The sequence below is a fragment of the Pseudomonas sp. FR229a genome (assembly GCF_030209115.1).
GTDB classification, from domain to species: Bacteria; Pseudomonadota; Gammaproteobacteria; order Pseudomonadales; family Pseudomonadaceae; genus Aquipseudomonas; species Aquipseudomonas moraviensis_A.
Window position 1 is genome coordinate 94395 of sequence record NZ_JARVSP010000017.1, and the last position, 20254, is coordinate 114648.

Below are 20254 nucleotides of genomic sequence, written 5' to 3' on the forward strand. Positions count from 1 at the left end.
TTCTTGAACTGGCCGGCTATGAAAGACTGGCGCCCCTTTACTGACTATTTGCACGCCGCGCGAAAAGCAGCCTGCCCGAGCCCCCATGCCTGCCATCGACCATCCGCTGATTGATCAATTCCTCGACGCTTTATGGCTGGAAAAAGGCCTCTCCGACAATACCCGCGACGCCTATCGCAGCGATCTCGCGCTGTTCAACGGCTGGTTGCAGGAGAAGAATCTCGAGCTGATCAATGCCGGCCGAGAGTTGATCCTCGATCACCTGGCGTGGCGTCTGGAGCAGAACTACAAGCCGCGCTCGACCGCCAGATTTCTCTCCGGGGTGCGTGGCTTTTATCGCTATCTGCTGCGGGAAAAGCTGATCAGTGTCGATCCGACGTTACGCGTCGACATGCCACAACTGGGCAGGCCGTTACCCAAGTCGCTTTCGGAAGCCGATGTCGACGCGCTGCTCAAGGCGCCGGATTTGAGTGACGCCATCGGCCAGCGTGACCGCGCGATGCTGGAAGTGTTGTATGCCTGTGGTTTGCGCGTGACCGAACTGATCAGCCTGACGCTGGAGCAGGTCAACCTGCGCCAGGGCGTATTGCGGGTGATGGGCAAGGGCAGCAAGGAACGGCTGGTGCCGATGGGCGAGGAGGCGATTGTCTGGGTCGAGCGTTATATGCGTGATGGCCGTCAGGAATTGCTCGGTGGCCGCCCCAGCGATGTGCTGTTCCCCAGCCAGCGCGGCGAGCAGATGACCCGGCAGACGTTCTGGCACCGGATCAAGCACCAGGCCAAGGTCGCCGGGATCAACAAGTCGCTGTCTCCGCATACCTTGCGCCACGCGTTTGCCACGCACCTGCTCAACCATGGCGCGGACTTGCGCGTGGTGCAGATGCTGCTTGGCCACAGCGACCTTTCCACCACGCAGATTTATACCCACGTCGCCCGCGCCCGCCTGCAGGACTTGCACGCCAAGCACCACCCCCGCGGCTGAACACCAAACCCTTGTAGGAGTGAGCCTGCTCGCGATAGCGGTCTGTTAGTCAAAGCCGTGTCGGCAGGACTACCGCTATCGCGAGCAGGCTCACTCCTACAAGGATTCTGCGGTGACGTTCAAATGTGTGGCGACAGGCGCATTCGGCCCTCGCGGCCTTATGTGTTAGGCTTTCCCGGTTTGCACGATGGACGGTTATGACCCGGTGTTTCGCACGGGCGTTCTGATCGTTTCATTGGCCCGCCCTCAGGAGTACTCATGCGTCTGACCCAGATTTTCGCCGCCGCCGCTATTGCGCTGGTGAGCACCTTTGCCGTCGCCGACGACGCGGCCGACAAAGCCATTCGTCAAAGCCTGGAAAAACTCGAACTCGAGGTTCCGGTCGAAAGCATCAATGCCAGCCCGTTGCCCGGCATGTACGAAGTCAAACTCAAAGGCAGCCGCGTGCTCTACGCCAGCGCCGATGGCCAGTACATCGTGCAGGGCAACCTGTACCAGCTGGAGAACGGCAAACCGGTCAACCTGACCGAGAAGACCGAACGCCTGGGCATTTCCAAACTGATCAATGCCATTCCGGTCGCCGAAACCGTGGTGTACCCGGCGGTGGGCGAGACCAAATCGCACATCACCGTGTTCACCGACACCACCTGCCCGTATTGCCACAAACTGCACGCCGAAGTGCCCGAGCTGAACAAGCGCGGCATCGAAGTGCGCTACGTGGCGTTCCCGCGCCAGGGCCTGAATTCGCCGGGCGACGAACAGCTGCAAGCGGTGTGGTGCTCGAAAGACAAGAAAGCTGCCATGGACAAAATGGTCGATGGCAAGGAAATCAAGGCTGCCAAGTGCGATAACCCGGTTTCCAGACAGTTCGCCCTCGGTCAGTCGATCGGTGTGAACGGCACACCGGCCATCGTTTTGGCTGACGGCCAGGTCATTCCGGGCTACCAGCCTGCGCCACAAGTCGCCAAACTGGCGCTGGGCGCGAAGTAATTCGCATCGTCACGGGCAGCCGTTGACGATCGTGGTCCGGCAGCAACAACGCCGGGCCATCAACAGAGAGCCGCGAGCACGCGGTTGTTTTCCGGCCGACCCTGCGTCGGCCGTTTCATGGGGAGTTCACAGTGAATCCGGTCAAAGTAGGCATCTGTGGGTTAGGGACCGTCGGTGGCGGTACCTTCAACGTACTTCAGCGCAACGCCGAGGAAATTGCTCGTCGTGCCGGGCGTGGAATCGAAGTGGCACAAATTGCCACGCGCACGCCAAAGCCTCAGTTCCAGACGACCGGTATTGCGATTACCAACGATGTCTTCGAAGTGGCCACGAACCCTGAGATCGACATCGTCATAGAGCTGATGGGCGGCTACACCGTTGCCCGTGAGCTGGTACTCAAGGCCATCGAGAATGGCAAGCATGTGGTCACCGCGAACAAGGCACTGATTGCCGTTCACGGTAATGAAATTTTCGCCAAGGCCCGCGAGAAAGGCGTGATCGTGGCGTTCGAAGCCGCGGTGGCCGGTGGCATTCCGGTGATCAAGGCGATCCGCGAAGGCCTGTCCGCCAACCGTATCAACTGGGTCGCCGGGATCATCAATGGCACCGGCAACTTCATCCTCACCGAAATGCGCGAGAAGGGCCGTACGTTCGAAGACGTGCTGGCCGAAGCGCAGGCGCTGGGTTATGCCGAAGCCGACCCGACCTTCGATGTCGAAGGCATCGATGCCGCGCACAAGCTGACCATTCTGGCGTCGATTGCGTTCGGTATTCCGCTGCAATTCGACAAGGCATACACCGAAGGCATCACCAAACTGACCACCGCCGACGTCAACTATGCCGAAGCGCTGGGCTATCGCATCAAGCACCTCGGTGTGGCGCGCAGCACTGACGCCGGCATCGAGTTGCGTGTACACCCGACGCTGATCCCGGCCGATCGCCTGATCGCCAACGTCAACGGGGTGATGAACGCAGTGATGGTCAACGGTGACGCCGCCGGTTCGACGCTGTTCTATGGAGCCGGCGCTGGCATGGAGCCAACCGCTTCGTCGGTGATCGCCGATCTGGTCGACGTGGTTCGCGCGATGACTTCCGACCCGGAAAACCGCGTGCCGCACCTGGCCTTCCAGCCGGACTCGCTGTCGGCACATCCGATCCTGCCGATCGAAGCATGCGAAAGCGCTTACTACCTGCGCATTCACGCCAAGGACCACCCGGGCGTACTGGCTCAGGTGGCGAGCATCCTGTCGGAGCGCGGTATCAATATCGAATCGATCATGCAGAAGGAAGTCGAAGAGCATGACGGCCTGGTGCCGATGATCCTGCTGACCCACCGCGTGGTCGAGCAACGTATCAACGATGCGATCACTGCGCTGGAAGCACTGGCTGGCGTCGACGGCCCGGTTGTACGGATCCGCGTCGAACACTTGAACTAAAAGCAGCGGCAGGCTTCGGGCGGCAAGCGGCAAGAGAGAAGCAGTCTGGCTTTTACTTGCAGCTTGCAGCTTGCAGCTTGCAGCTCAAACCGAAGGTTTGAAAAAAATGCGATATATCAGTACTCGCGGCCAGGCCCCGGCCCTGAATTTCGAAGAGGTCCTGCTGGCCGGTCTGGCGACCGATGGCGGTCTGTACGTCCCGGAAAACCTGCCACGTTTCACTCAGGAAGAGATCGCTTCCTGGGCCGGCCTGCCGTATCACGAACTGGCGTTCCGAGTGATGCGTCCCTTCGTCACCGGCAGCATCCCGGATGCTGATTTCAAGAAGATCCTCGAAGAAACCTACGGTGTGTTCGCCCACAGTGCCGTTGCGCCACTGCGTCAGTTGAACGGCAACGAGTGGGTGCTGGAGCTGTTCCACGGTCCGACCCTGGCGTTCAAGGACTTCGCCCTGCAACTGCTGGGGCGTCTGCTCGATTACGTGCTGGAAAAGCGCGGCGAGCGCGTGGTGATCGTCGGTGCCACTTCCGGTGACACCGGTTCGGCGGCCATCGAAGGCTGTAAGCACTGCGAGAACGTCGACATCTTCATCCTGCACCCGCACCAGCGCGTCTCTGAGGTGCAGCGTCGGCAGATGACGACGATCTTCGGCGAGAACATCCACAACATCGCCATCGAAGGCAACTTCGATGACTGCCAGGAAATGGTCAAGAACAGCTTCGCCGACCAGAGCTTCCTCAAAGGCACGCGTCTGGTGGCGGTGAACTCGATCAACTGGGCGCGGATCATGGCCCAGATCGTTTACTACTTCCATGCGGCCCTGCAGTTGGGCGGTCCGGCGCGTTCGGTGTCGTTCTCGGTACCCACCGGCAATTTCGGCGACATCTTCGCCGGTTACCTGGCACGCAACATGGGCCTGCCGATCAACCAGTTGATCGTCGCAACCAACCGCAACGACATCCTGCACCGCTTCATGAGCGGCAACCAGTACGTCAAGGAAACCCTGCACGCGACCTTGTCGCCGTCGATGGACATCATGGTTTCGTCCAACTTTGAACGCCTGCTGTTCGACCTGCATGGTCGAAACGGTGCGGCAATCGCCGGCCTGATGGGCTCGTTCAAAAAGGACGGCAGCTTCAGCGTCGAACAGGAGCGCTGGACCGAAGCGCGCAAACTGTTCGATTCGCTGGCGGTGGATGACGCCCAGACCTGTGAAACCATCGCCGAAGTCTACGAGCAGACCGGTGAAGTCCTCGATCCGCACACCGCCATCGGCGTCAAAGCCGCGCGCGAGTGCCGTCGCAGTCTGGACATCCCGATGGTGATTCTGGGCACTGCCCATCCGGTCAAGTTTCCCGAGGCAGTGGAGAAAGCGGGTGTAGGAAAAGCGCTCGAACTACCTGCACATCTTTCTGATTTGTTTGAGCGAAACGAGCGCTGCACGGTTCTGCCGAACGACCTGAAAGCCGTGCAAGCCTTTGTCAGCCAGCATGGCAACCGCGGCAAGCCACTCTAAGCCTGAAAAAGCTGTCACATTTTGAAGCCCGTCTCCTGACGGGCTTTTTTGTTTCTGCTGCCACACTGCTCGGGTTTTCACCCACGAAGGACGGGTGAGTCGATCACGAAGGAAATGGCAATGCTGTTTTACAGAGGTTTGAAACCGGCACTGGGCTGGTTGTTTTTGTCGGCGGTGCTGGGGTGGATGCACAGCGCCATGGCAGCGCAAATGGTACTTGATCAGGCGAATGCGCCCGTCAATGTGCAGCCTGTCGAACTGGACGCACGCGAACGTCAATGGATTCGCGAAAACCCGAAGGTGACAGTGGCATCAGTGCAATACCCGCTGTATCTGTTTCAGGACGAGCACGGGCAGTGGAACGGTCTGAACAACGACGTGCTCAAGCGTGTCACCGCGATGACCGGGCTGCAATTCGAGCATCAGGAATCCTTTTCCACCGACCACATGCTCGAACGCCTGCAAAGCGGGGTTGCGGACATCAGTACGACCCTGGCCATGAGCGATGATCGCAAGCTGTTCCTTGATTTCAGCCACGCTTTCGGTGGTGCGGGCTGGGTTTTTGTCGGCCATGCGGATGCGCCAGTGGTGGACTCTTTCGAGCAACTGGCGAAGCGCGTGTTGGTGCTGCCTGCCCGGCACGCACTGGAAGATGTGATTCGGCGTGATTTCCCTTCGATTGAAATACGCTCAGTGAAAACCTACGCCGAAGCCCGGGCGCTGGTTGAAAGTGGTGAAGCCTACGCCACGATCGAAAACGAAATCGGCGCGCAGCTCTACCCGCTGGGCATGCTCAAAGTCGGTGGCTTGGTAGAGGGCAAGTGGGAAGCCGATCACCTGGCTGTACGAAAAGGCATGCCCGAGCTGCTGAGTATTCTCAACAAGGCACTGGAAGCTTTCCCGGCCGCTGAGTTGCGCGCGATCCGGCTTAAGTGGCTCGAAGGCATTTCACCGGCGCCCGTGCCATCGATCTGGCAGCAGTTGGTTGAATGGGGATGCTGGGCGATGGGGGTGATCGGTGTTTTCGGGATACTGTCGCTGGTGTGGAACAGGCGTCTGGCGGCGGTGATCAAGTTGCGCTGTGAGGCGGAGAAGGAGTTGGGTGATCAGTTGGCGTTTCAACATGCCCTGATTGATTCCATGCCGGATCCGGTGTTCGTGCGCGATCTCCAGGGGCGTCTGATCATCTGCAACCGCAGTTACGAAGAGGCGCTGTCGGTGCGCCTGGACCAGATGCAGGGGCGGTTGTTGATCGAGGTCGATGCGTTTCCCGAAACGACCGCGCGGATGCTGCACGATGAGTTCATCGCGCAGTTGCAGACTCGCAAGTCGCGCTTCAGCAAGCGCGAGCTGCTATTCAATGGCGGCCCACGTGAGGTCTATCAGTGGACGGTGCCGTTTTACAGCGGTGACGGCAAATTGCGCGGCTTGTTGGGTGGCTGGACCGACATCACTCAACGCCGGACTGAGAGCGGCTGCCGATGTCTGCATTGAAGAAGGGAAATGTCCTGCAAGACGCGACTACTTTTCTGATGGGAGGCTTAAGACGCCTGGCCTAGAGTGGACGACAACTGCGGTGAGAGTCCGCGATGATCGCTCCAGAGGTCGCCCATGCGCTCGCTTAAAGTCCTGATTCTTGAACCCAATCCGTTCCAGCTGATGGCATTGCATCAAATGCTCAATGCCATCGGCATCTACGACGTCCTTACCGCCCCCTCGTTAGCGTCAGCCTTATGTTCCCTGGGGCACCGCGGTGCGGTCGATATCGCCATTTGCGATCCGCAACTCAAGGGTGGGGATGGCCTGGCCCTGATCCACCATCTGGCCGCGCACCATGAGGCACGGGCGCTGATTCTGCTGGGCTCGGTCGCGCAGAGCCTGTTGACTGACCTTGAACCGGTGCTTCGCCAGCAACGCCTGCGCCTGCTGGGGCGTCTGCAAACGCCGGTCTCGGCAGTGTTGATGAGGGGCCTGCTGGACAGTTATCTGATCTCGCCGCCGGAACTCATCGAGGCCTGAGGGGGACGGTTATTTTTCTGTCATCTTCGCCGTGCATGCTCTGTCAGACGCAGCCCCCACGAGATTGGGGCGCGAGAGGCAGAACTTTCTTCTCGGGCCGGTGGTCATTTAATGTGAACACGCCCCAGGCACTGTGTTTTCGGACTATTGAGTGGAGATCGAGATGGAAAGTATCAGTCTATTGCTCGGTGAGGCTCTGAGCCCGTATCAGGTGACGCTGACCCCTCGCGGCAGCCATGGTGAATGTCTGGTGACGCTGAAGAACAGCAGCGGCGCCATTGTGGTGGAGCGCGAATTCAATCAGGCCCAGTTGAGCGACAAGCGCTTGCTGACAGATGTGGTGGACGGCCTGCACCGCGACGTGATGATCGCCGAAGGACGGCTGGAACCCTGCGTCATCGCGGCGTTGCGCAATGCGGCACTGGACAAGCGTCCGGCCCTGTAAAGATGAAATATTTTTTGTGGGAACCTTCCTGCATCCCTGTCAGTCAGACCCCATAACAGCAGGATCAAGCATTGTGCTCCGGTGCTTGTCGCTTGCTGCTACGGGTCTCGAAGCAGACCACGTTTAACCCCGAGTCGTCTCCCCACTTCTCGGGGTTTCTTTTTGCCTGGCGTTTGCTCACGGCGCATTGGGTTGCTCGAAAGCCAGAGTGCCCAGCGGTGCTTAAATGGCTCCGTCTTCACGCAACCTGACGATGTGCGCCGCGTCGTAGCCCAGTTCGCCAAGCACCTGCGCGTTGTGTTCGCCAAGCTGTGGTCCGACCCATTCTGACGAACCCGGCGTTTCGGAGAGTTTCGGCACGATGCCGGGCATCTTGAAATCCTTGCCGTCCGGCAGCTTGGCATGCAGGAACATCTCCCGCGCCAGGTATTGCGGATCGTTGAACATGTCCTCGGCGCTGAAGATCCGGCTGACCGGTACGTCGGCCTGATTGAGCAAGTCGAGAACGGTCTGCAGCGGTAAGGAATTGACCCAGCGATCAATCACGCCATACAACTCGTCGCGACGACTGTCGCGGCCGTCATTGCTGGCCAGTACCGAGTCGTTCGCCAGGTCGTCGCGCCCGATGACCTGCATGAACCGTTTGAAGATTGCATCGCCATTGGCGCCGATCTGCACATGCTTGCCGTCGGCGCTGGTGTGGATCGAAGAGGGCGTGATGCCCGGCATGATGTTGCCGCTGCGCTCGCGGATGAAACCGAAGACGTCGAACTCCGGCACCATGCTTTCCATCATCGCGAAAATCGCCTCATACAGCGCAACGTCGACCACTTGGCCCAGTCCGCCATTGACCTCGCGATGACGCAAAGCCATCAACGCACCAATCACGCCCCACAGCGCGGCAATCGAGTCGCCGATGGAAATCCCGGTGCGCACCGGCGGCCGATCCTCGAAACCGGTGATGTACCGCAGGCCGCCCATGGATTCGCCAACCGCGCCGAAGCCTGGCTGATCCTTCATCGGCCCGGTCTGGCCAAAACCGGACAGGCGCACCATCACCAGTTTCGGGTTCAGCGCATGCAAGGTTTCCCAGCTCAGGCCGAGTTTTTCCAGCACGCCGGGGCGGAAGTTTTCGATGAGGATGTCGGCTTCGCCAAGCAGCTGTTTCAGGATCGCCAAGCCGTCGGGGTGTTTCAGATTGAGGGTCAGCGACTTCTTGTTGCGCGCCTGGACGAACCACCACAGGGAGGTGCCTTCGTACAACTTGCGCCATTTGCGCAGCGGATCGCCGCCGTCCGGCGATTCGATCTTGATCACTTCGGCGCCGAACTCGCCGCAGATGCGCGAGGCAAAAGGCCCGGCGATCAGCGTACCCAATTCAATGACTTTCAGACCCGAGAGCGGTTTGCTGGTGAACGGCATGCGAAATCCTGTAGGACAAGGCTGAGCGGATAGGGGGTTTTAACATAGCCGGCTGTCCGACGCCGCAGCTTGATCGCCATCAATTCGATGATTGCCTGTGGCATCGGTTAGACTTGCCGACTTTCCTCGTATCAAGAAGCCCGTTCATGGCCCAGCCGTCCACAACCTACAAATTCGAACTGAACCTCACCGACCTCGACCGCAGCGTCTACGAGAGCGTCAAGCAGACCATCGCCCGTCATCCTTCGGAGACCGAAGAACGCATGACCGTGCGGCTGCTGGCCTACGCGCTCTGGTATAACGAGCAGCTGTCGTTCGGCCGTGGTCTGTCAGACGTGGATGAACCGGCCTTGTGGGAAAAAAGCCTGGACGACCGCGTCCTGCACTGGATCGAAGTCGGCCAGCCGGATGCCGACCGCCTGACCTGGTGCTCGCGCCGCACCGAGCGCACCAGCCTGTTGGCCTACGGCAGCCTGCGCGTGTGGGAGACCAAGGTGATCCCGGCGATCAAGAATCTGAAAAACGTCAACATCGCTGCCGTCCCGCAGGAAGTGCTGGAAACCCTGGCCAAGGACATGCCGCGCGTCATCAAGTGGGACGTGATGATCAGCGAAGGCACGATCTTCGTCACCGACGATCGCGGTCAGCACGAAGTCCAGTTGCAATGGCTGCAAGGTGAGCGCGGCTAAAGTCGCGACACCGCCGATATTTCCCACGAATCAAAGAGAAGCCTCCGTCACCCCATGCGTATCGAACCTCGCCAACTGCCTGCCACACTGCCTTTTCTCGGTGATCTGCCGCCACTGCTGACCCGGCTTTACGCGGCGCGGGGCGTGCAGTCGGAGGCGGAGCTGGACAAAAGTCTTGCGCGCTTGATCCCGTTTCAGCAGCTCAAAGGCATTGATGCGGCGGTAGACCTGCTGGTGACGGCACTGGAGCAACGCCAGCGCATTCTGATCGTCGGCGACTTCGACGCGGACGGCGCCACCGCCAGCACCGTCGGTGTGCTCGGTTTGCGCCTGTTGGGCGCGGCGCATGTCGATTATCTGGTGCCGAACCGTTTCGAATACGGCTATGGCCTGACTCCGGAAATCGTCGAAGTTGCGTTGACCCGCGAACCGCAATTGTTGATCACCGTCGACAACGGCATTTCCAGTGTCGAAGGCGTCGCGGCGGCCAGGCGCGCCGGGCTGAAAGTGCTGATCACCGACCACCACTTGCCCGGCGATGAACTGCCGCAGGCCGACGCATTGGTCAATCCGAACCAGCCAGGCTGCGAGTTTCCGAGCAAGGCACTGGCCGGCGTCGGGGTGATTTTCTATGTATTGATGGCCTTGCGCGCGCGCCTGCGCAGTCTCGGCTGGTACGAGAGCAAACCGCAACCGAACATTGGCGAGCTGCTGGATCTGGTAGCGCTGGGTAGCGTCGCGGACGTGGTACCGCTGGATGCCAACAACCGTATCCTCGTGCATCAAGGTCTGGAGCGGATTCGCGCCGGGCGGGCGCGGCCGGGGATCAAGGCGATTCTCGAAGTTGCCAAGCGAGAGGCGGCGCGGATCACTTCCACCGATCTTGGCTTTATCGTCGGCCCGCGCCTCAACGCCGCAGGACGTCTGGACGACATGAGTCTGGGCATCGAATGCCTGCTCACCGGCGACGCCAATCTGGCCCGGGAAATGGCTGCACAACTGGACGGCATGAACCAGGATCGCAAATCCATCGAGCAGGGCATGCAGCGTGAAGCCCTGGCGCAGCTCAAGGATCTGCCGGTCGAATCGATGCCGTTTGGTCTGTGCCTGTTCGATCCGGAGTGGCACCAGGGTGTGATCGGCATTCTCGCTTCGCGCATGAAAGAACGCTATTTCCGCCCGACCATTGCCTTCGCCGATGCTGGTGATGGCTTGCTCAAGGGCTCCGGGCGTTCGGTGCAGGGCTTCCATATACGTGATGCGCTGAGCGTGGTCGCGGCGCAGCATCCAAACCTGATCGCCAAATATGGTGGTCACGCGATGGCCGCTGGTCTGACCTTGCCGCAGGAGAATTTTCCGCTGTTCGCCGAGGCATTCGACGCCGAAGTGCGTAGGCAACTTCGCGAGGAAGACCTCACCGGGCGCATGTTGTCGGACGGCACGCTGGCCGTCGAAGAGTTCCACCTCGAACTGGCCCGCGCCTTGCGCCACGCCGGGCCGTGGGGTCAGCATTTTCCCGAGCCGCTGTTTCATGGCGTGTTTCAGCTGGTCGAGCAGCGCGTGGTTGGCGAACGGCATTTGAAAGTGGTGCTGAAAAGCGAATGCGGCTCGGTGAAACTCGATGGCATCGCGTTTGGGATCGATCGGGATATCTGGCCGAACCCGACGATTCAGTGGGTCGAGTTGGCCTACAAACTTGACGTTAACGAGTTTCGTGGCAACGAGACTGTGCAGTTGATGATTGCTCACATCGAACCGCGCTGACGCCATTCGCGAGCAGGCTCGCTCCCACAGGTACGGTGCAGTTTTGTGGGAGCGAGCCTGCTCGCGAAAGTGTCCTTTCACACACTGAATTACTCTGAACCCTCCGTCATTCCCGGTTGTCGACTAGGCTCTAAGCACTGCTTGATTGGCCTTGTGACGTCTTGTCGAATTTTTGCCCGCGGGGGCGGGTGCTGCACCCTTTTTCTGTCACTCGTCGACTTTTCAAACAGAACCCTGGAGCCTGCCCACTGATTCGAGAGGTGCCCCATGAGTCTGCTGCTTGAACCCTTTACCCTTCGCCAACTGACCCTGCCCAACCGCATTGCCGTGTCGCCGATGTGCCAGTACTCCAGCGTCGACGGCCTGGCCAACGACTGGCATCTGGTGCACTTGGGCAGCCGCGCGGTGGGCGGTGCCGGGCTGGTTTTCACCGAAGCCACGGCGGTCACTGCCGACGGGCGCATTACCGCCGAAGACCTCGGCCTGTGGAATGACGAACAGATCGCTCCGCTGCAACGCATCACCCGCTTCATCACCGCCCAGGGCGCGGTCGCCGGTATTCAACTGGCCCATGCCGGGCGCAAGGCCAGCACTCACCGGCCGTGGATCGGCAAGCATGGCAGCGTCAAACCCGAAGATGGCGGCTGGACCCCGGTCGGGCCATCGCCGATTGCTTTCGATCCGCAGCATACGCAGCCGAAACAGCTGGATGAAGGGCAGATCGCTGAAGTGATCCAGGCCTTCGTCGACGCGGCCAAACGCGCGCTGACGGCCGGTTTCAGCGTGGTCGAGGTGCATGCCGCGCATGGCTATCTGCTGCATCAGTTTCTGTCGCCGCTGAGCAATCAACGCCGCGATCAGTACGGTGGTTCGTTCGAGAATCGCATCCGTCTGGTGCTGCAGGTCACAGAAGCGGTGAGGGCGGTGTGGCCGGAAGAACTGCCGGTATTCGTCCGCGTTTCGGCGACCGATTGGGTTGAAGATGGCTGGAATCCGGATGAGACCGTGGAGCTGGCGCGGCGTCTGCACACCCTTGGCGCGGATCTGATCGACGTGTCGTCGGGCGGGACTGCGGCCAACGCGGAGATTCCGGTCGGGCCGGGTTATCAGACACGCTTCGCCGAGCGTGTACGCAAGGAGTCAGGCATTGCCACTGGCACTGTCGGAATGATTACCGAGCCTGCGCAGGCCGAGCACATCCTGCGCACCTGTCAGGCCGATATCATTTTCCTCGCCCGCGAGCTGCTGCGTGATCCGTACTGGCCGCTGCACGCCGATGACGATCTGGGCGGGCGCAAGGCGGTGTGGCCGGCGCAATACCAACGCGCGACCCATCGCGATCAGCCGATTCATGAGTCTGATTTGCGTGATTGATTGAAGGCTGGAAAGCAAAAGCCCCGAGCCGGTGACGGTCGGGGCTTTTCTATTCGGCACAAGTTTGCGTTGTCAGGCGGGCCTCTTCGCGAGCAGGCTCGCTCCCACAATAGGAATGCGGACCCCTGTGGGAGCGAGCCTGCTCGCGAATGACGCCAGAACAGCCGCCTTAGAACCTCAAGGGTATTTACGCTTGTCCGGCGCCGGCGGGAAATACTGGTACAGCCAGGTCTCGCTCAACGTGCGATCGTTGGTGCGAATGAACAAGCGCAGTTCCACTGGCTCGACGCTGTCATTGGTCGGGTACCAATCGAACAGAATCCGATAACCCTTGATGTCATCCAGCACCAGCACGCTGAAGTCCTGCACCTTGCCGTTGGAGCAAGTGATCACGGGCTCGATCCCGGTGCCCTGTGGCAGGCGCTCGAGGCCGCCACCGGTGAAGTCCACGGCAAAACGCCGGGCCCAGACCGGCGGGTAGTGCTCACCCGGCGCCCAGCCCTCGGTGAAGCCGCCCATGCCAGAACGCGTCGCGTGCACCCTTGCCAGTGGCGTGCCCACCGGTGGCAGTGCGCTCCAGTACAGCTTGTAACCGTAATTCAGCGAATCACCGGCAGCCACTGGTTTCTTCGGCGTCCAGAACGCGACGATGTTATCGAGCGTCTCGCCGGTTGTAGGAATTTCCAGCAGATCGATAGAGCCTTCGCCCCAGGCGGTTGTAGGTTCTACCCACAGGCTCGGGCGTTTGCTGTACCAGTCGACAGTGTCCTGATAGTTGGCGAATTCGTGATCGGTCTGCACCAGGCCAAAGCCCTTCGGGTCCTTGTCGGCAAATGCGTTGAATTGCAGCGTCGCCGGGTTGTTTAACGGACGGCAGATCCACTCGCCATTGCCGCGCCACATGGCCAGGCGATCGGAGTCGTGGATTTGCGGGTGAATGGTGTCGCACATGCGCCGTTCGTGGGTGCCGCAGCTGAACATGCTGGTCATCGGCGCCACGCCGAGTTGCTCGATGGTGGTTCGAGCGTTGATGTGCGCGTCAATTTCCATGACCACGCGCTCGGCCTGGCAATCGATGTCGAAGCGATAGGCGCCAGTGGCGCTCGGCGAGTCGAGCAGGGCGTAGACCACAAAACGCGTGGCGTTTTTATCCGGCGTTTCGAACCAGAACTTGGTGAAGTCGGGGAACTCCTCGCGCTTCTTCGCGTAGGTGTCGATGGCCAGGCCACGTGCGGAGAGGCCATATTGGCCAGTGGCGTCGACTGCGCGGAAATAGCTGGCGCCGAGAAACGACACCACGTCATGGCGATCCAGCTCCGGCGCCTTGAACAGTTTGAAACCGGCGAAACCCAGGTCGCCCTTGAGCTGCTGGGTGTCGACCGAAGTGTTCTCGTAATTGAACAGCGCCGGACGGAAATGCACTTCGCGAGCCATGCGTGTCTTCGGATCAACGCTGTACATGCGCACCGGTTGACGGAAACCCATGCCGACATGGAAGAACTGTACGTCCAGCTGGCCTTTGTTCTCCTTCCACAGGGAATGCTCGCCGTCATAGCGGATCGCGTTGAAATTCTGTGGAGTCATGGTCGCCAGGGTCGGCGGCAATACCTGTTTCGTATCCTGATAGGCATTGCTGGCGAGCTGCTTGGCCTGACGCTTCAACGACTCGAAATCGAAGGCCTGAGCCTCGCCATCGGCGGCGCCACCATTGGCCGCCCAGGCGCGAGCGGCCAACAGGCCCGACGCGGAAAGACCGGTGTAGGCCGCAATGGCCATGGACGCTTTGAGCAAATTCCTGCGGTGCATAAATACAACCTGTCGTGTGCAATCCCGCGCCTTTCCTGGCACGTGTCGGATCGGAAATTACGGTTCGGTCATGCCTTCGGCCAAACGCAACGGACTATAAACAGATGCCCGCTAGCTTAATCGGTTCGATTGTCGGGCAAAAAGGGTTGTTTGCACCGTGTCATCTGGCAATGAAACAAGACATGTCTGTAATTTTTCTGACAGGGCTCTCTGATTTAGAGGGCATATCTGCTTTTTTCGATTAATTACTCTAAAAACCACTTTTCAACGCCGATTTAATTCCTATTCTATGGGCAAGACCGGATACAAGCCTTCGTGCCGGCGGGGCACACGACGCTGCTCGAAGAGGCAGGGCGATGTGAGGTTCAGCAGTTTCTTGACTCAATAGAGAAGGACATCGTCCATGGCAAAAATACAAGGCATCACCGAAATGTTAGGCATCTTCCCTTGCTTGGGCGGCGGGCGCAGAAGACGCCGCCTCAACTCCGAAGAATTGAAATTGGTGGAGCGTTATCGAGAGCTGTCAGAGAGCGATCGGATCGCCATGCGCTATCTGGTGGATGCGATGCGCAGTGTTTCGCGGTTTTAGCGCTGAAGCAGTCACCGTGAAAGCCATTTGGCTTCCACGGTGGACGGATAAATCAACCTGACCTGTGGCGAGGGAGTTTGCTCCCTCGCCACAGTTTTTTGGCAGCAACGGGATGATGTCGTAGGAAATGGGAGTTTTTCAGGAAGGTCGTATCTGTAGGAAATGCCTGTTTTTGTGCAGGCATCAGCGTGACCACCCCTAGCAGGTGTTTTTTCCGTTATTTGTTTGATCTTGCGCGTCGCTGCAGATGCTCGGCCCTTGGTTTCAGGGCTTAAGAGATTGTCATGAATAACGGAGAATTCGATGAAAGTATCCCTCAAGCAGATCAACGGCCCTTGGGATCAGGGCTGGGTGCTGGACAAACACATGGTAAGTAGTACCTTTCTGGGCAACGATGATCGCGGACACCCATGTTTCGATAATCAGCGTACCGAGATAGGTGAGGCAACCTACCAGCTCAAGTACCAGAAGGATTGGAACCAGGTCGGCCCACTTGCTCAAGCCGTAGCGACGAATGTGTTCCCCAGACTGGACCAGGTCGGGTTTGTAGTGCCTATGCCAGCTTCGAATATCCGTCAGCGACAACCGGTGACTGAGGTTGCCCTGGCGTTGGGACGAATCATCGGGCGGCCGGTTTTTTCGGATTTGCTCAGAAAGGCGGCGGCGGGAAAGTCGCTCAAGGATCTGCATTCCAAAGCAGAGAAAGTTGCTGCGATTGGAAACAGTTTTAGCATCAATGATGAAATCACTACTGACGGGCGCTGGAATGTTTTGGTAGTAGATGATCTGTTTGATAGTGGGGCGTCGATGGACGCGGCCTGCGCCGTTTTACGTAAATATCCAAAGGTCGGAAAGATCTACGTAGCGGCACTAACCTGGAAATGAACTCAATGACCACTGTATTTATTGCTGGCTCTATCAACATCAAGAACCTTGATCCAAAGGTTAAAGAGCGCATCAATAATATCGTTGCGTCTGATTTTGAGGTGGTGGTGGGTGATGCGGGTGGCGCTGATAGCTCCATTCAGGAGTACCTGCTGAGTCTCGAAGCTTCCAGAACAACGGTGTTCTGCAGCGGCTCGGTGCCCAGGAATAACCTTGGGCAATGGCCCGCCAGGCCCGTGGCCTCAAAACATACCAAGGGATCAAGAGCCTTTTTCACCGAAAAAGACGTGGTCATGGCCGAAGCGGCTGATTATGGCTTGATGATCTGGGATGCCAAGAGTACCGGTACGCTCAGCAATGTCATTGAACTGTTATCGCGAAAAAAGAAGTCTCTTGTATTCGTCAACAAGGAAAAGCAATTCAAAGTGGTCGGAGATGTCAGCCAGCTCGAGGAGTTGATTGCAGTCATGTCCGACCACGCCAGGCAAAAAGCCAACGAAAAAATCAGGCTGTTCGATCGTATTTCCTTGTTGAAACACGATCAGGCAGAGCTTTTGTTTTGATGATGCTTTTCGGGGTTTATGATTTCGGCAGAGTGTGGTAGCCGGCGCGAAGGGCGTTGGCGACGCACCCGAATACCCCCCGGGCCGGAAGACCAAAATGACGGTTTGACGCAGCGTAAGCAGCAGACGTTAACCGTCGTTGGTTTGATTGATTGGCTGTACATCCCACACGGCTGCTGGTTGAGCAACATCTCGAAGCACACTCGCGGGGCGGGTTCGGGCACTTTCGAACTAGGCTGAGGGCCTTAGATCCGGATAACCCTTGTTTGGAGACGGAACATGAACACCCGTGGATTGCTCGATCAACTGCTCAAGTCCGGGCAGGAAATGCTGCAGAACAAGACTGGTGGCGCTTCCAACAAGTCGGCTGCCAGCGGACTGGGCGGCTTGCTCGGCGGCTCGTCAGGCTCCAGCGGCCTCGGCGGCCTGCTCTCCGGCGCGGGCGGCGGCGCATTGGCCGCTGGCGCGATGGGCCTGCTGCTCGGCAACAAAAAAGTCCGCAAGGTCGGCGGCAAAGTCGCCATCTACGGCGGCCTCGCCGCGCTGGGCGTGCTGGCCTACAAGGCCTACGGCAACTACAACGCCCAGAAAGGCAGCGCACCCCAACGCGAACCACAAACCCTCGACCGCCTGCCACCCGCGCAAGTCGAGCAGCACAGCCAGGCAATCCTCAAAGCCCTGGTCGCGGCCGCCAAAGCCGACGGCCACATCGACGAGCGCGAGCGCGAACTGATCGAAGGCGAATTCACCAAACTCGACAACGACCAGGAGCTGCAACACTGGCTCCACGCCGAACTCAACAAACCCCTCGACCCCACCGACGTCGCCCGCGCGGCCAGCACGCCGGAAATGGCGGCGGAGATGTACATCGCCAGTGTGATGCTGGTGGATGAGGAGAATTTTATGGAGAAGAGTTATCTGGATGAACTGGCGCGGCAGTTGAAATTGGAGCCGGGGTTGAAGGTGGAGTTGGAGAGGCAGGTGCGGTTGGCGGGGGCTTAAAGTTATCGTTAAAAAAATCGCAGTGTTAGGCTGCGATTTTTTTGCCTGCAGACTGGAGGAAAGCGACAGTTGAGCGCGGTTAGAAAGATCTGCTTTTTGCGCCTGTGATTACAGCTGTCTGGCTGCCGCAGGAAGCGCGAATCAGACCTCCTGCCGCCAGGCGGAGAACGTGATTACTGTGCCTTCGTCTGTTCTATTAGTGATTTCTACCTTGTAAGTTCCACCATCAATGTGACCCTCAACCAGTGCTTTGCGCTCGTTGCCGCTGACTTCGGCGTCCTTCGCATGCTGCTGATAGAACTCGATAACATCCGCGTATTCGGTAAAAGTCCTGAGAATGACCTCATATTCATGCTGAGGGCGTCCGGCTATTTTGTCCCAATCACCGTCAATTGGCGTGCCTTCCATACCCGGTGTCGTAAAGACACCGTGAGCACCGGCGCCAATCAGGTGAGCTCGCTGCGGAAGCAATGCCAGCATCGCTTTTGGAAAATCGGACGGTAATTGAGCCGCAGTCCAGGCTCCCTGTTTCGGCTGAGTCACGATGTACTCAACGTGGGCAATCTTCTGCGCAGCGGCTCGGCGTTCTGGGTCATCACTCTCCGCCCACAGCGCCATCATAGGAGGCAACTGCTTACTCCAGGAGACCAAAGAGTCAGCGTCAGCCTTCTTGGCGCCTTCTGGCTGGAAAATAGTCAGCACTGTTTCCGGCGCATCGTTACAAGTCAATGCTTCCTCACGAGACTTGACGGTGCAGTGGCCATTGACCAATCCTACGGCGAGCAAATGCCCCTTGTCGTCCAACAGTAATGCGCCGCGCTCGAATCCGTTGTTACCGTCGTCCATGGCGGTGATCATTTTTCTGCCGGGAGGCACGCCATCAACAAACGTGGCCATCTCCGAATCGAGCGCTTCAAGAACCTGCTGCACGATCATCGTATTGAGTTCTTCAGTATTTCTAAATTTTCACCCGACATATTCGCTGGCTTATTAAGTTTTATATGTGGATGCTGGGGTCTGATAAAATTTCTTAAGTTCTTCATCGAAGGGGGCGGTTGTTTAGTGCTGTCGGTAGTTTTAATGCTCTTTTACTGCATTTAAAAGTAATGTATTGCTGGCTTTTTCCAGCCAAAACATTTACGTGCGCGCGGCCTGTTTACCGAATAATTTTGCAGAGACGTGGCATTGAAAAGGCAAACACCCTTAGTTGTCGAGTCGTCTCTTTTCTATGATTTGTAAACTCGATAGCCTGCATCAAAATCACTTGCCGTGTGCAGATTGCTGTAACCCGTGTCGAATACCCCCTGAATTGGCGGTTGCGTACGTTTTGCTCGTAAATTCAAAGTTTCTGCACCGTTTCGCAGTTCGTCGTATGTTGCTATGTAAGCATGGTTTGAGGAGAGGAATTCAAGAGTTACTTTTTTTGGTGAAATAATCGCAAGGTTGATTAATAGTTGAGGTGATGTGAATGATCTTCCGCCGATATCATAGATTTTGTCTTTGTCTTCTAACTTAGGTCTGTAAACGTCGTGTAATAAGTAATCTTGAGTTTGGTCTAAGATTCGTACTAGTTTTTCGTGTCCTTTTATTTTTTCAAATGTGACAATTGCGTTATCGATTATCAAGAACCCATCTTCGTCCATGTTGTCTAGAAAGGATGAATCTTGGCTTTCTATTGCGGATGTTATCGGCTCGTCAGACAGGTTGAGAACGAAGTTGAACATTTCGACTTGGAATTTTTCCTGTGTGTTTTCAGTTGGAGGAATATTTATGTAGGATATGATTCCACCTGCATTATCGAAATCGATTGCGCCAAAAGATTCTGTAATATCAATGAAAATATTCATTTTGCTCTCTCGACATCCAATTGATCAAATAACTGCCTCTATTAGTTACAGGTCTTGTATTGGCGCTTTTTCTGGTAAGTCAGTGGTTGTGCTCTACCTGCGATGCTTTCATAATTTTTCTAGTATAAAAAATTAGTAAAGTTTCTCATTATGTTTCTGATGATTCCGCTTTTGCAAGTAAGCTATAAATTTCTGGTTCGATTTCGCTTTTTGGTGTGGTGTCTATTATCTCCTTTATATGGTAGGAGTACTTTTTTTCGATCGGTATTTCGGCCCAGTCGAGCTCGTAAATAGAAATAATTTTAACATCTTTATAGTTCGATTCCGAAAGTAAAATTTTCAAAATCTCTATGGCTTGGTCAGTACGATTTTCTCCAAGTGAAACGGCGCATCTTTGTTGCCAGAATTCCGGCATTTTTAGTATTGTTTTTTTTAGGACCTCCCAGTCCTTGTCGTTGAAGTCTATGAGTACCGTTTTTGCAACTAGCTCGGTGCTGTATTCGGTCCAGTGCGAATCTTCAGATTCACCTATCCATGAGCACAGCTTTTTATAAAGATTTTCTTCATTGCTAGTCGTCATGGAGTTGCTCCCGTAGGGTATGAAGAAGTGATGACATCGTTTTCTTTAATAACCTGCCATTGAACCCCGTCCACGATTTTGGTGTGTTCGGTCACGAGCGCGCCGGGATCATTCCGTAACACTCTGCCTGGCTCTGCTGCTACCTCATCAGTAACTTTCAAAATTTTCGCGTCACTCCAGGATTTCGGCGCAAATGTATGTCTATTTGGAGACTTTGCTGCAGACCAGCCGATGGTTCCATCCTTACGCTCTAAAATCATTTTAAAGTTTTTTACGCTAGTAGTTCCGTCCTTATTAGTACTGACAATATCGTACTGATATTTTGGGGAGTTCATAACCTGCGCT

Annotated in this window: 20 protein-coding genes; 14 read left to right on the top strand and 6 right to left on the bottom strand. The window is 57.2% G+C overall.

Features of this window, described 5'->3' with window-relative positions; translation table 11 throughout:
• Positions 1 to 85: 85 nt before the first annotated feature.
• The 7 genes from xerD (at position 86) to QRN33_RS14220 (ending at position 7388) form a co-directional block, all read left to right on the top strand.
• The gene (gene xerD / locus QRN33_RS14190) at positions 86 to 982 is read left to right on the top strand and encodes a site-specific tyrosine recombinase XerD (RefSeq protein WP_064364382.1); all 897 of its coding nucleotides are present in this window, start codon (positions 86 to 88) and stop codon (positions 980 to 982) included.
• 258 nt (positions 983 to 1240) lie between these two features.
• Positions 1241 to 1972: a bifunctional protein-disulfide isomerase/oxidoreductase DsbC gene (dsbC, locus tag QRN33_RS14195; protein WP_042606918.1), complete on the top strand. Its 732-nt coding sequence runs from the start codon at positions 1241 to 1243 to the stop codon at positions 1970 to 1972.
• 131 nt (positions 1973 to 2103) lie between these two features.
• Complete coding sequence (locus QRN33_RS14200) at positions 2104 to 3408, top strand: homoserine dehydrogenase (RefSeq protein WP_024011722.1); 1305 nt, start codon at positions 2104 to 2106, stop codon at positions 3406 to 3408.
• Positions 3409 to 3514: 106 nt separating this feature from the next.
• Positions 3515 to 4924 (top strand): threonine synthase, encoded by a 1410-nt coding sequence (gene thrC / locus QRN33_RS14205; RefSeq protein WP_083354283.1) that lies wholly within the window; start codon positions 3515 to 3517, stop codon positions 4922 to 4924.
• 120 nt (positions 4925 to 5044) lie between these two features.
• Complete coding sequence (locus QRN33_RS14210; protein WP_064364380.1) at positions 5045 to 6418, top strand: transporter substrate-binding domain-containing protein; 1374 nt, start codon at positions 5045 to 5047, stop codon at positions 6416 to 6418.
• A gap of 117 nt (positions 6419 to 6535) precedes the next feature.
• Positions 6536 to 6943, top strand: a complete 408-nt coding sequence (locus QRN33_RS14215) for a response regulator (protein ID WP_042606921.1) — start codon at positions 6536 to 6538, stop codon at positions 6941 to 6943.
• A 163-nt stretch (positions 6944 to 7106) separates the two neighbouring features.
• A complete protein-coding gene (locus QRN33_RS14220) occupies positions 7107 to 7388 on the top strand; it encodes a DUF3509 domain-containing protein (protein ID WP_016771530.1) in 282 nt (93 codons plus the stop codon).
• Between the two features lie 222 nt (positions 7389 to 7610).
• On the opposite strand, the gene QRN33_RS14225 is transcribed toward QRN33_RS14220, so the two are convergent.
• Positions 7611 to 8810: a CaiB/BaiF CoA transferase family protein gene (locus QRN33_RS14225; RefSeq protein WP_285409078.1), complete on the bottom strand. Its 1200-nt coding sequence runs from the start codon at positions 8808 to 8810 to the stop codon at positions 7611 to 7613.
• Positions 8811 to 8956: 146 nt separating this feature from the next.
• Between QRN33_RS14225 and QRN33_RS14230 the strand changes: the two genes are divergently transcribed.
• The 3 genes from QRN33_RS14230 (at position 8957) to QRN33_RS14240 (ending at position 12637) form a co-directional block, all read left to right on the top strand.
• Positions 8957 to 9499 carry a YaeQ family protein gene (locus QRN33_RS14230; protein ID WP_007908961.1) on the top strand — a complete coding sequence of 181 codons (543 nt, stop codon included), beginning with the start codon at positions 8957 to 8959 and terminating at the stop codon, positions 9497 to 9499.
• 54 nt (positions 9500 to 9553) lie between these two features.
• A complete protein-coding gene (gene recJ / locus QRN33_RS14235) occupies positions 9554 to 11263 on the top strand; it encodes a single-stranded-DNA-specific exonuclease RecJ (protein ID WP_065615862.1) in 1710 nt (569 codons plus the stop codon).
• A gap of 267 nt (positions 11264 to 11530) precedes the next feature.
• On the top strand, positions 11531 to 12637 hold the full coding sequence (locus QRN33_RS14240) for an NADH:flavin oxidoreductase/NADH oxidase (protein WP_041478189.1): 1107 nt from the start codon (positions 11531 to 11533) through the stop codon (positions 12635 to 12637).
• A 177-nt stretch (positions 12638 to 12814) separates the two neighbouring features.
• Here the strand turns inward: QRN33_RS14240 and QRN33_RS14245 are convergent, their stop codons facing one another.
• The gene (locus tag QRN33_RS14245) at positions 12815 to 14443 is read right to left on the bottom strand and encodes a glucan biosynthesis protein D (RefSeq protein ID WP_042606924.1); all 1629 of its coding nucleotides are present in this window, start codon (positions 14441 to 14443) and stop codon (positions 12815 to 12817) included.
• A 403-nt stretch (positions 14444 to 14846) separates the two neighbouring features.
• On the opposite strand from QRN33_RS14245, the gene QRN33_RS14250 reads away from it, so the two are divergent.
• The 4 genes from QRN33_RS14250 to QRN33_RS14265 all read left to right on the top strand — a co-directional run bounded on the left by QRN33_RS14250 (position 14847) and on the right by QRN33_RS14265 (position 17482).
• On the top strand, positions 14847 to 15032 hold the full coding sequence (locus QRN33_RS14250) for a hypothetical protein (protein WP_016771524.1): 186 nt from the start codon (positions 14847 to 14849) through the stop codon (positions 15030 to 15032).
• 303 nt (positions 15033 to 15335) lie between these two features.
• Positions 15336 to 15917 (top strand): ComF family protein, encoded by a 582-nt coding sequence (locus QRN33_RS14255; RefSeq protein ID WP_252881377.1) that lies wholly within the window; start codon positions 15336 to 15338, stop codon positions 15915 to 15917.
• A gap of 5 nt (positions 15918 to 15922) precedes the next feature.
• On the top strand, positions 15923 to 16480 hold the full coding sequence (locus QRN33_RS14260; RefSeq protein ID WP_042606925.1) for a hypothetical protein: 558 nt from the start codon (positions 15923 to 15925) through the stop codon (positions 16478 to 16480).
• Positions 16481 to 16759: 279 nt separating this feature from the next.
• Entirely contained in the window at positions 16760 to 17482 is a 723-nt protein-coding gene (locus QRN33_RS14265; protein WP_252881379.1) for a tellurite resistance TerB family protein, read from the top strand.
• Positions 17483 to 17623: 141 nt separating this feature from the next.
• Here QRN33_RS14265 and QRN33_RS14270 read toward each other — a convergent pair whose 3' ends face one another.
• The 4 genes from QRN33_RS14270 to QRN33_RS14285 all read right to left on the bottom strand — a co-directional run bounded on the left by QRN33_RS14270 (position 17624) and on the right by QRN33_RS14285 (position 20244).
• Positions 17624 to 18418: a hypothetical protein gene (locus QRN33_RS14270; protein WP_285409080.1), complete on the bottom strand. Its 795-nt coding sequence runs from the start codon at positions 18416 to 18418 to the stop codon at positions 17624 to 17626.
• Positions 18419 to 18708: 290 nt separating this feature from the next.
• On the bottom strand, positions 18709 to 19329 hold the full coding sequence (locus QRN33_RS14275) for a hypothetical protein (protein WP_285409082.1): 621 nt from the start codon (positions 19327 to 19329) through the stop codon (positions 18709 to 18711).
• A gap of 148 nt (positions 19330 to 19477) precedes the next feature.
• Positions 19478 to 19909, bottom strand: coding sequence for a HEAT repeat domain-containing protein (locus QRN33_RS14280; RefSeq protein WP_285409084.1), 432 nt, complete (start codon positions 19907 to 19909; stop codon positions 19478 to 19480).
• Positions 19906 to 20244 (bottom strand): EndoU domain-containing protein, encoded by a 339-nt coding sequence (locus QRN33_RS14285; protein WP_285409085.1) that lies wholly within the window; start codon positions 20242 to 20244, stop codon positions 19906 to 19908. The genes QRN33_RS14280 and QRN33_RS14285 overlap by 4 nt, the downstream gene beginning before the upstream one ends.
• Between the last annotated feature and the right edge of the window lie 10 nt (positions 20245 to 20254).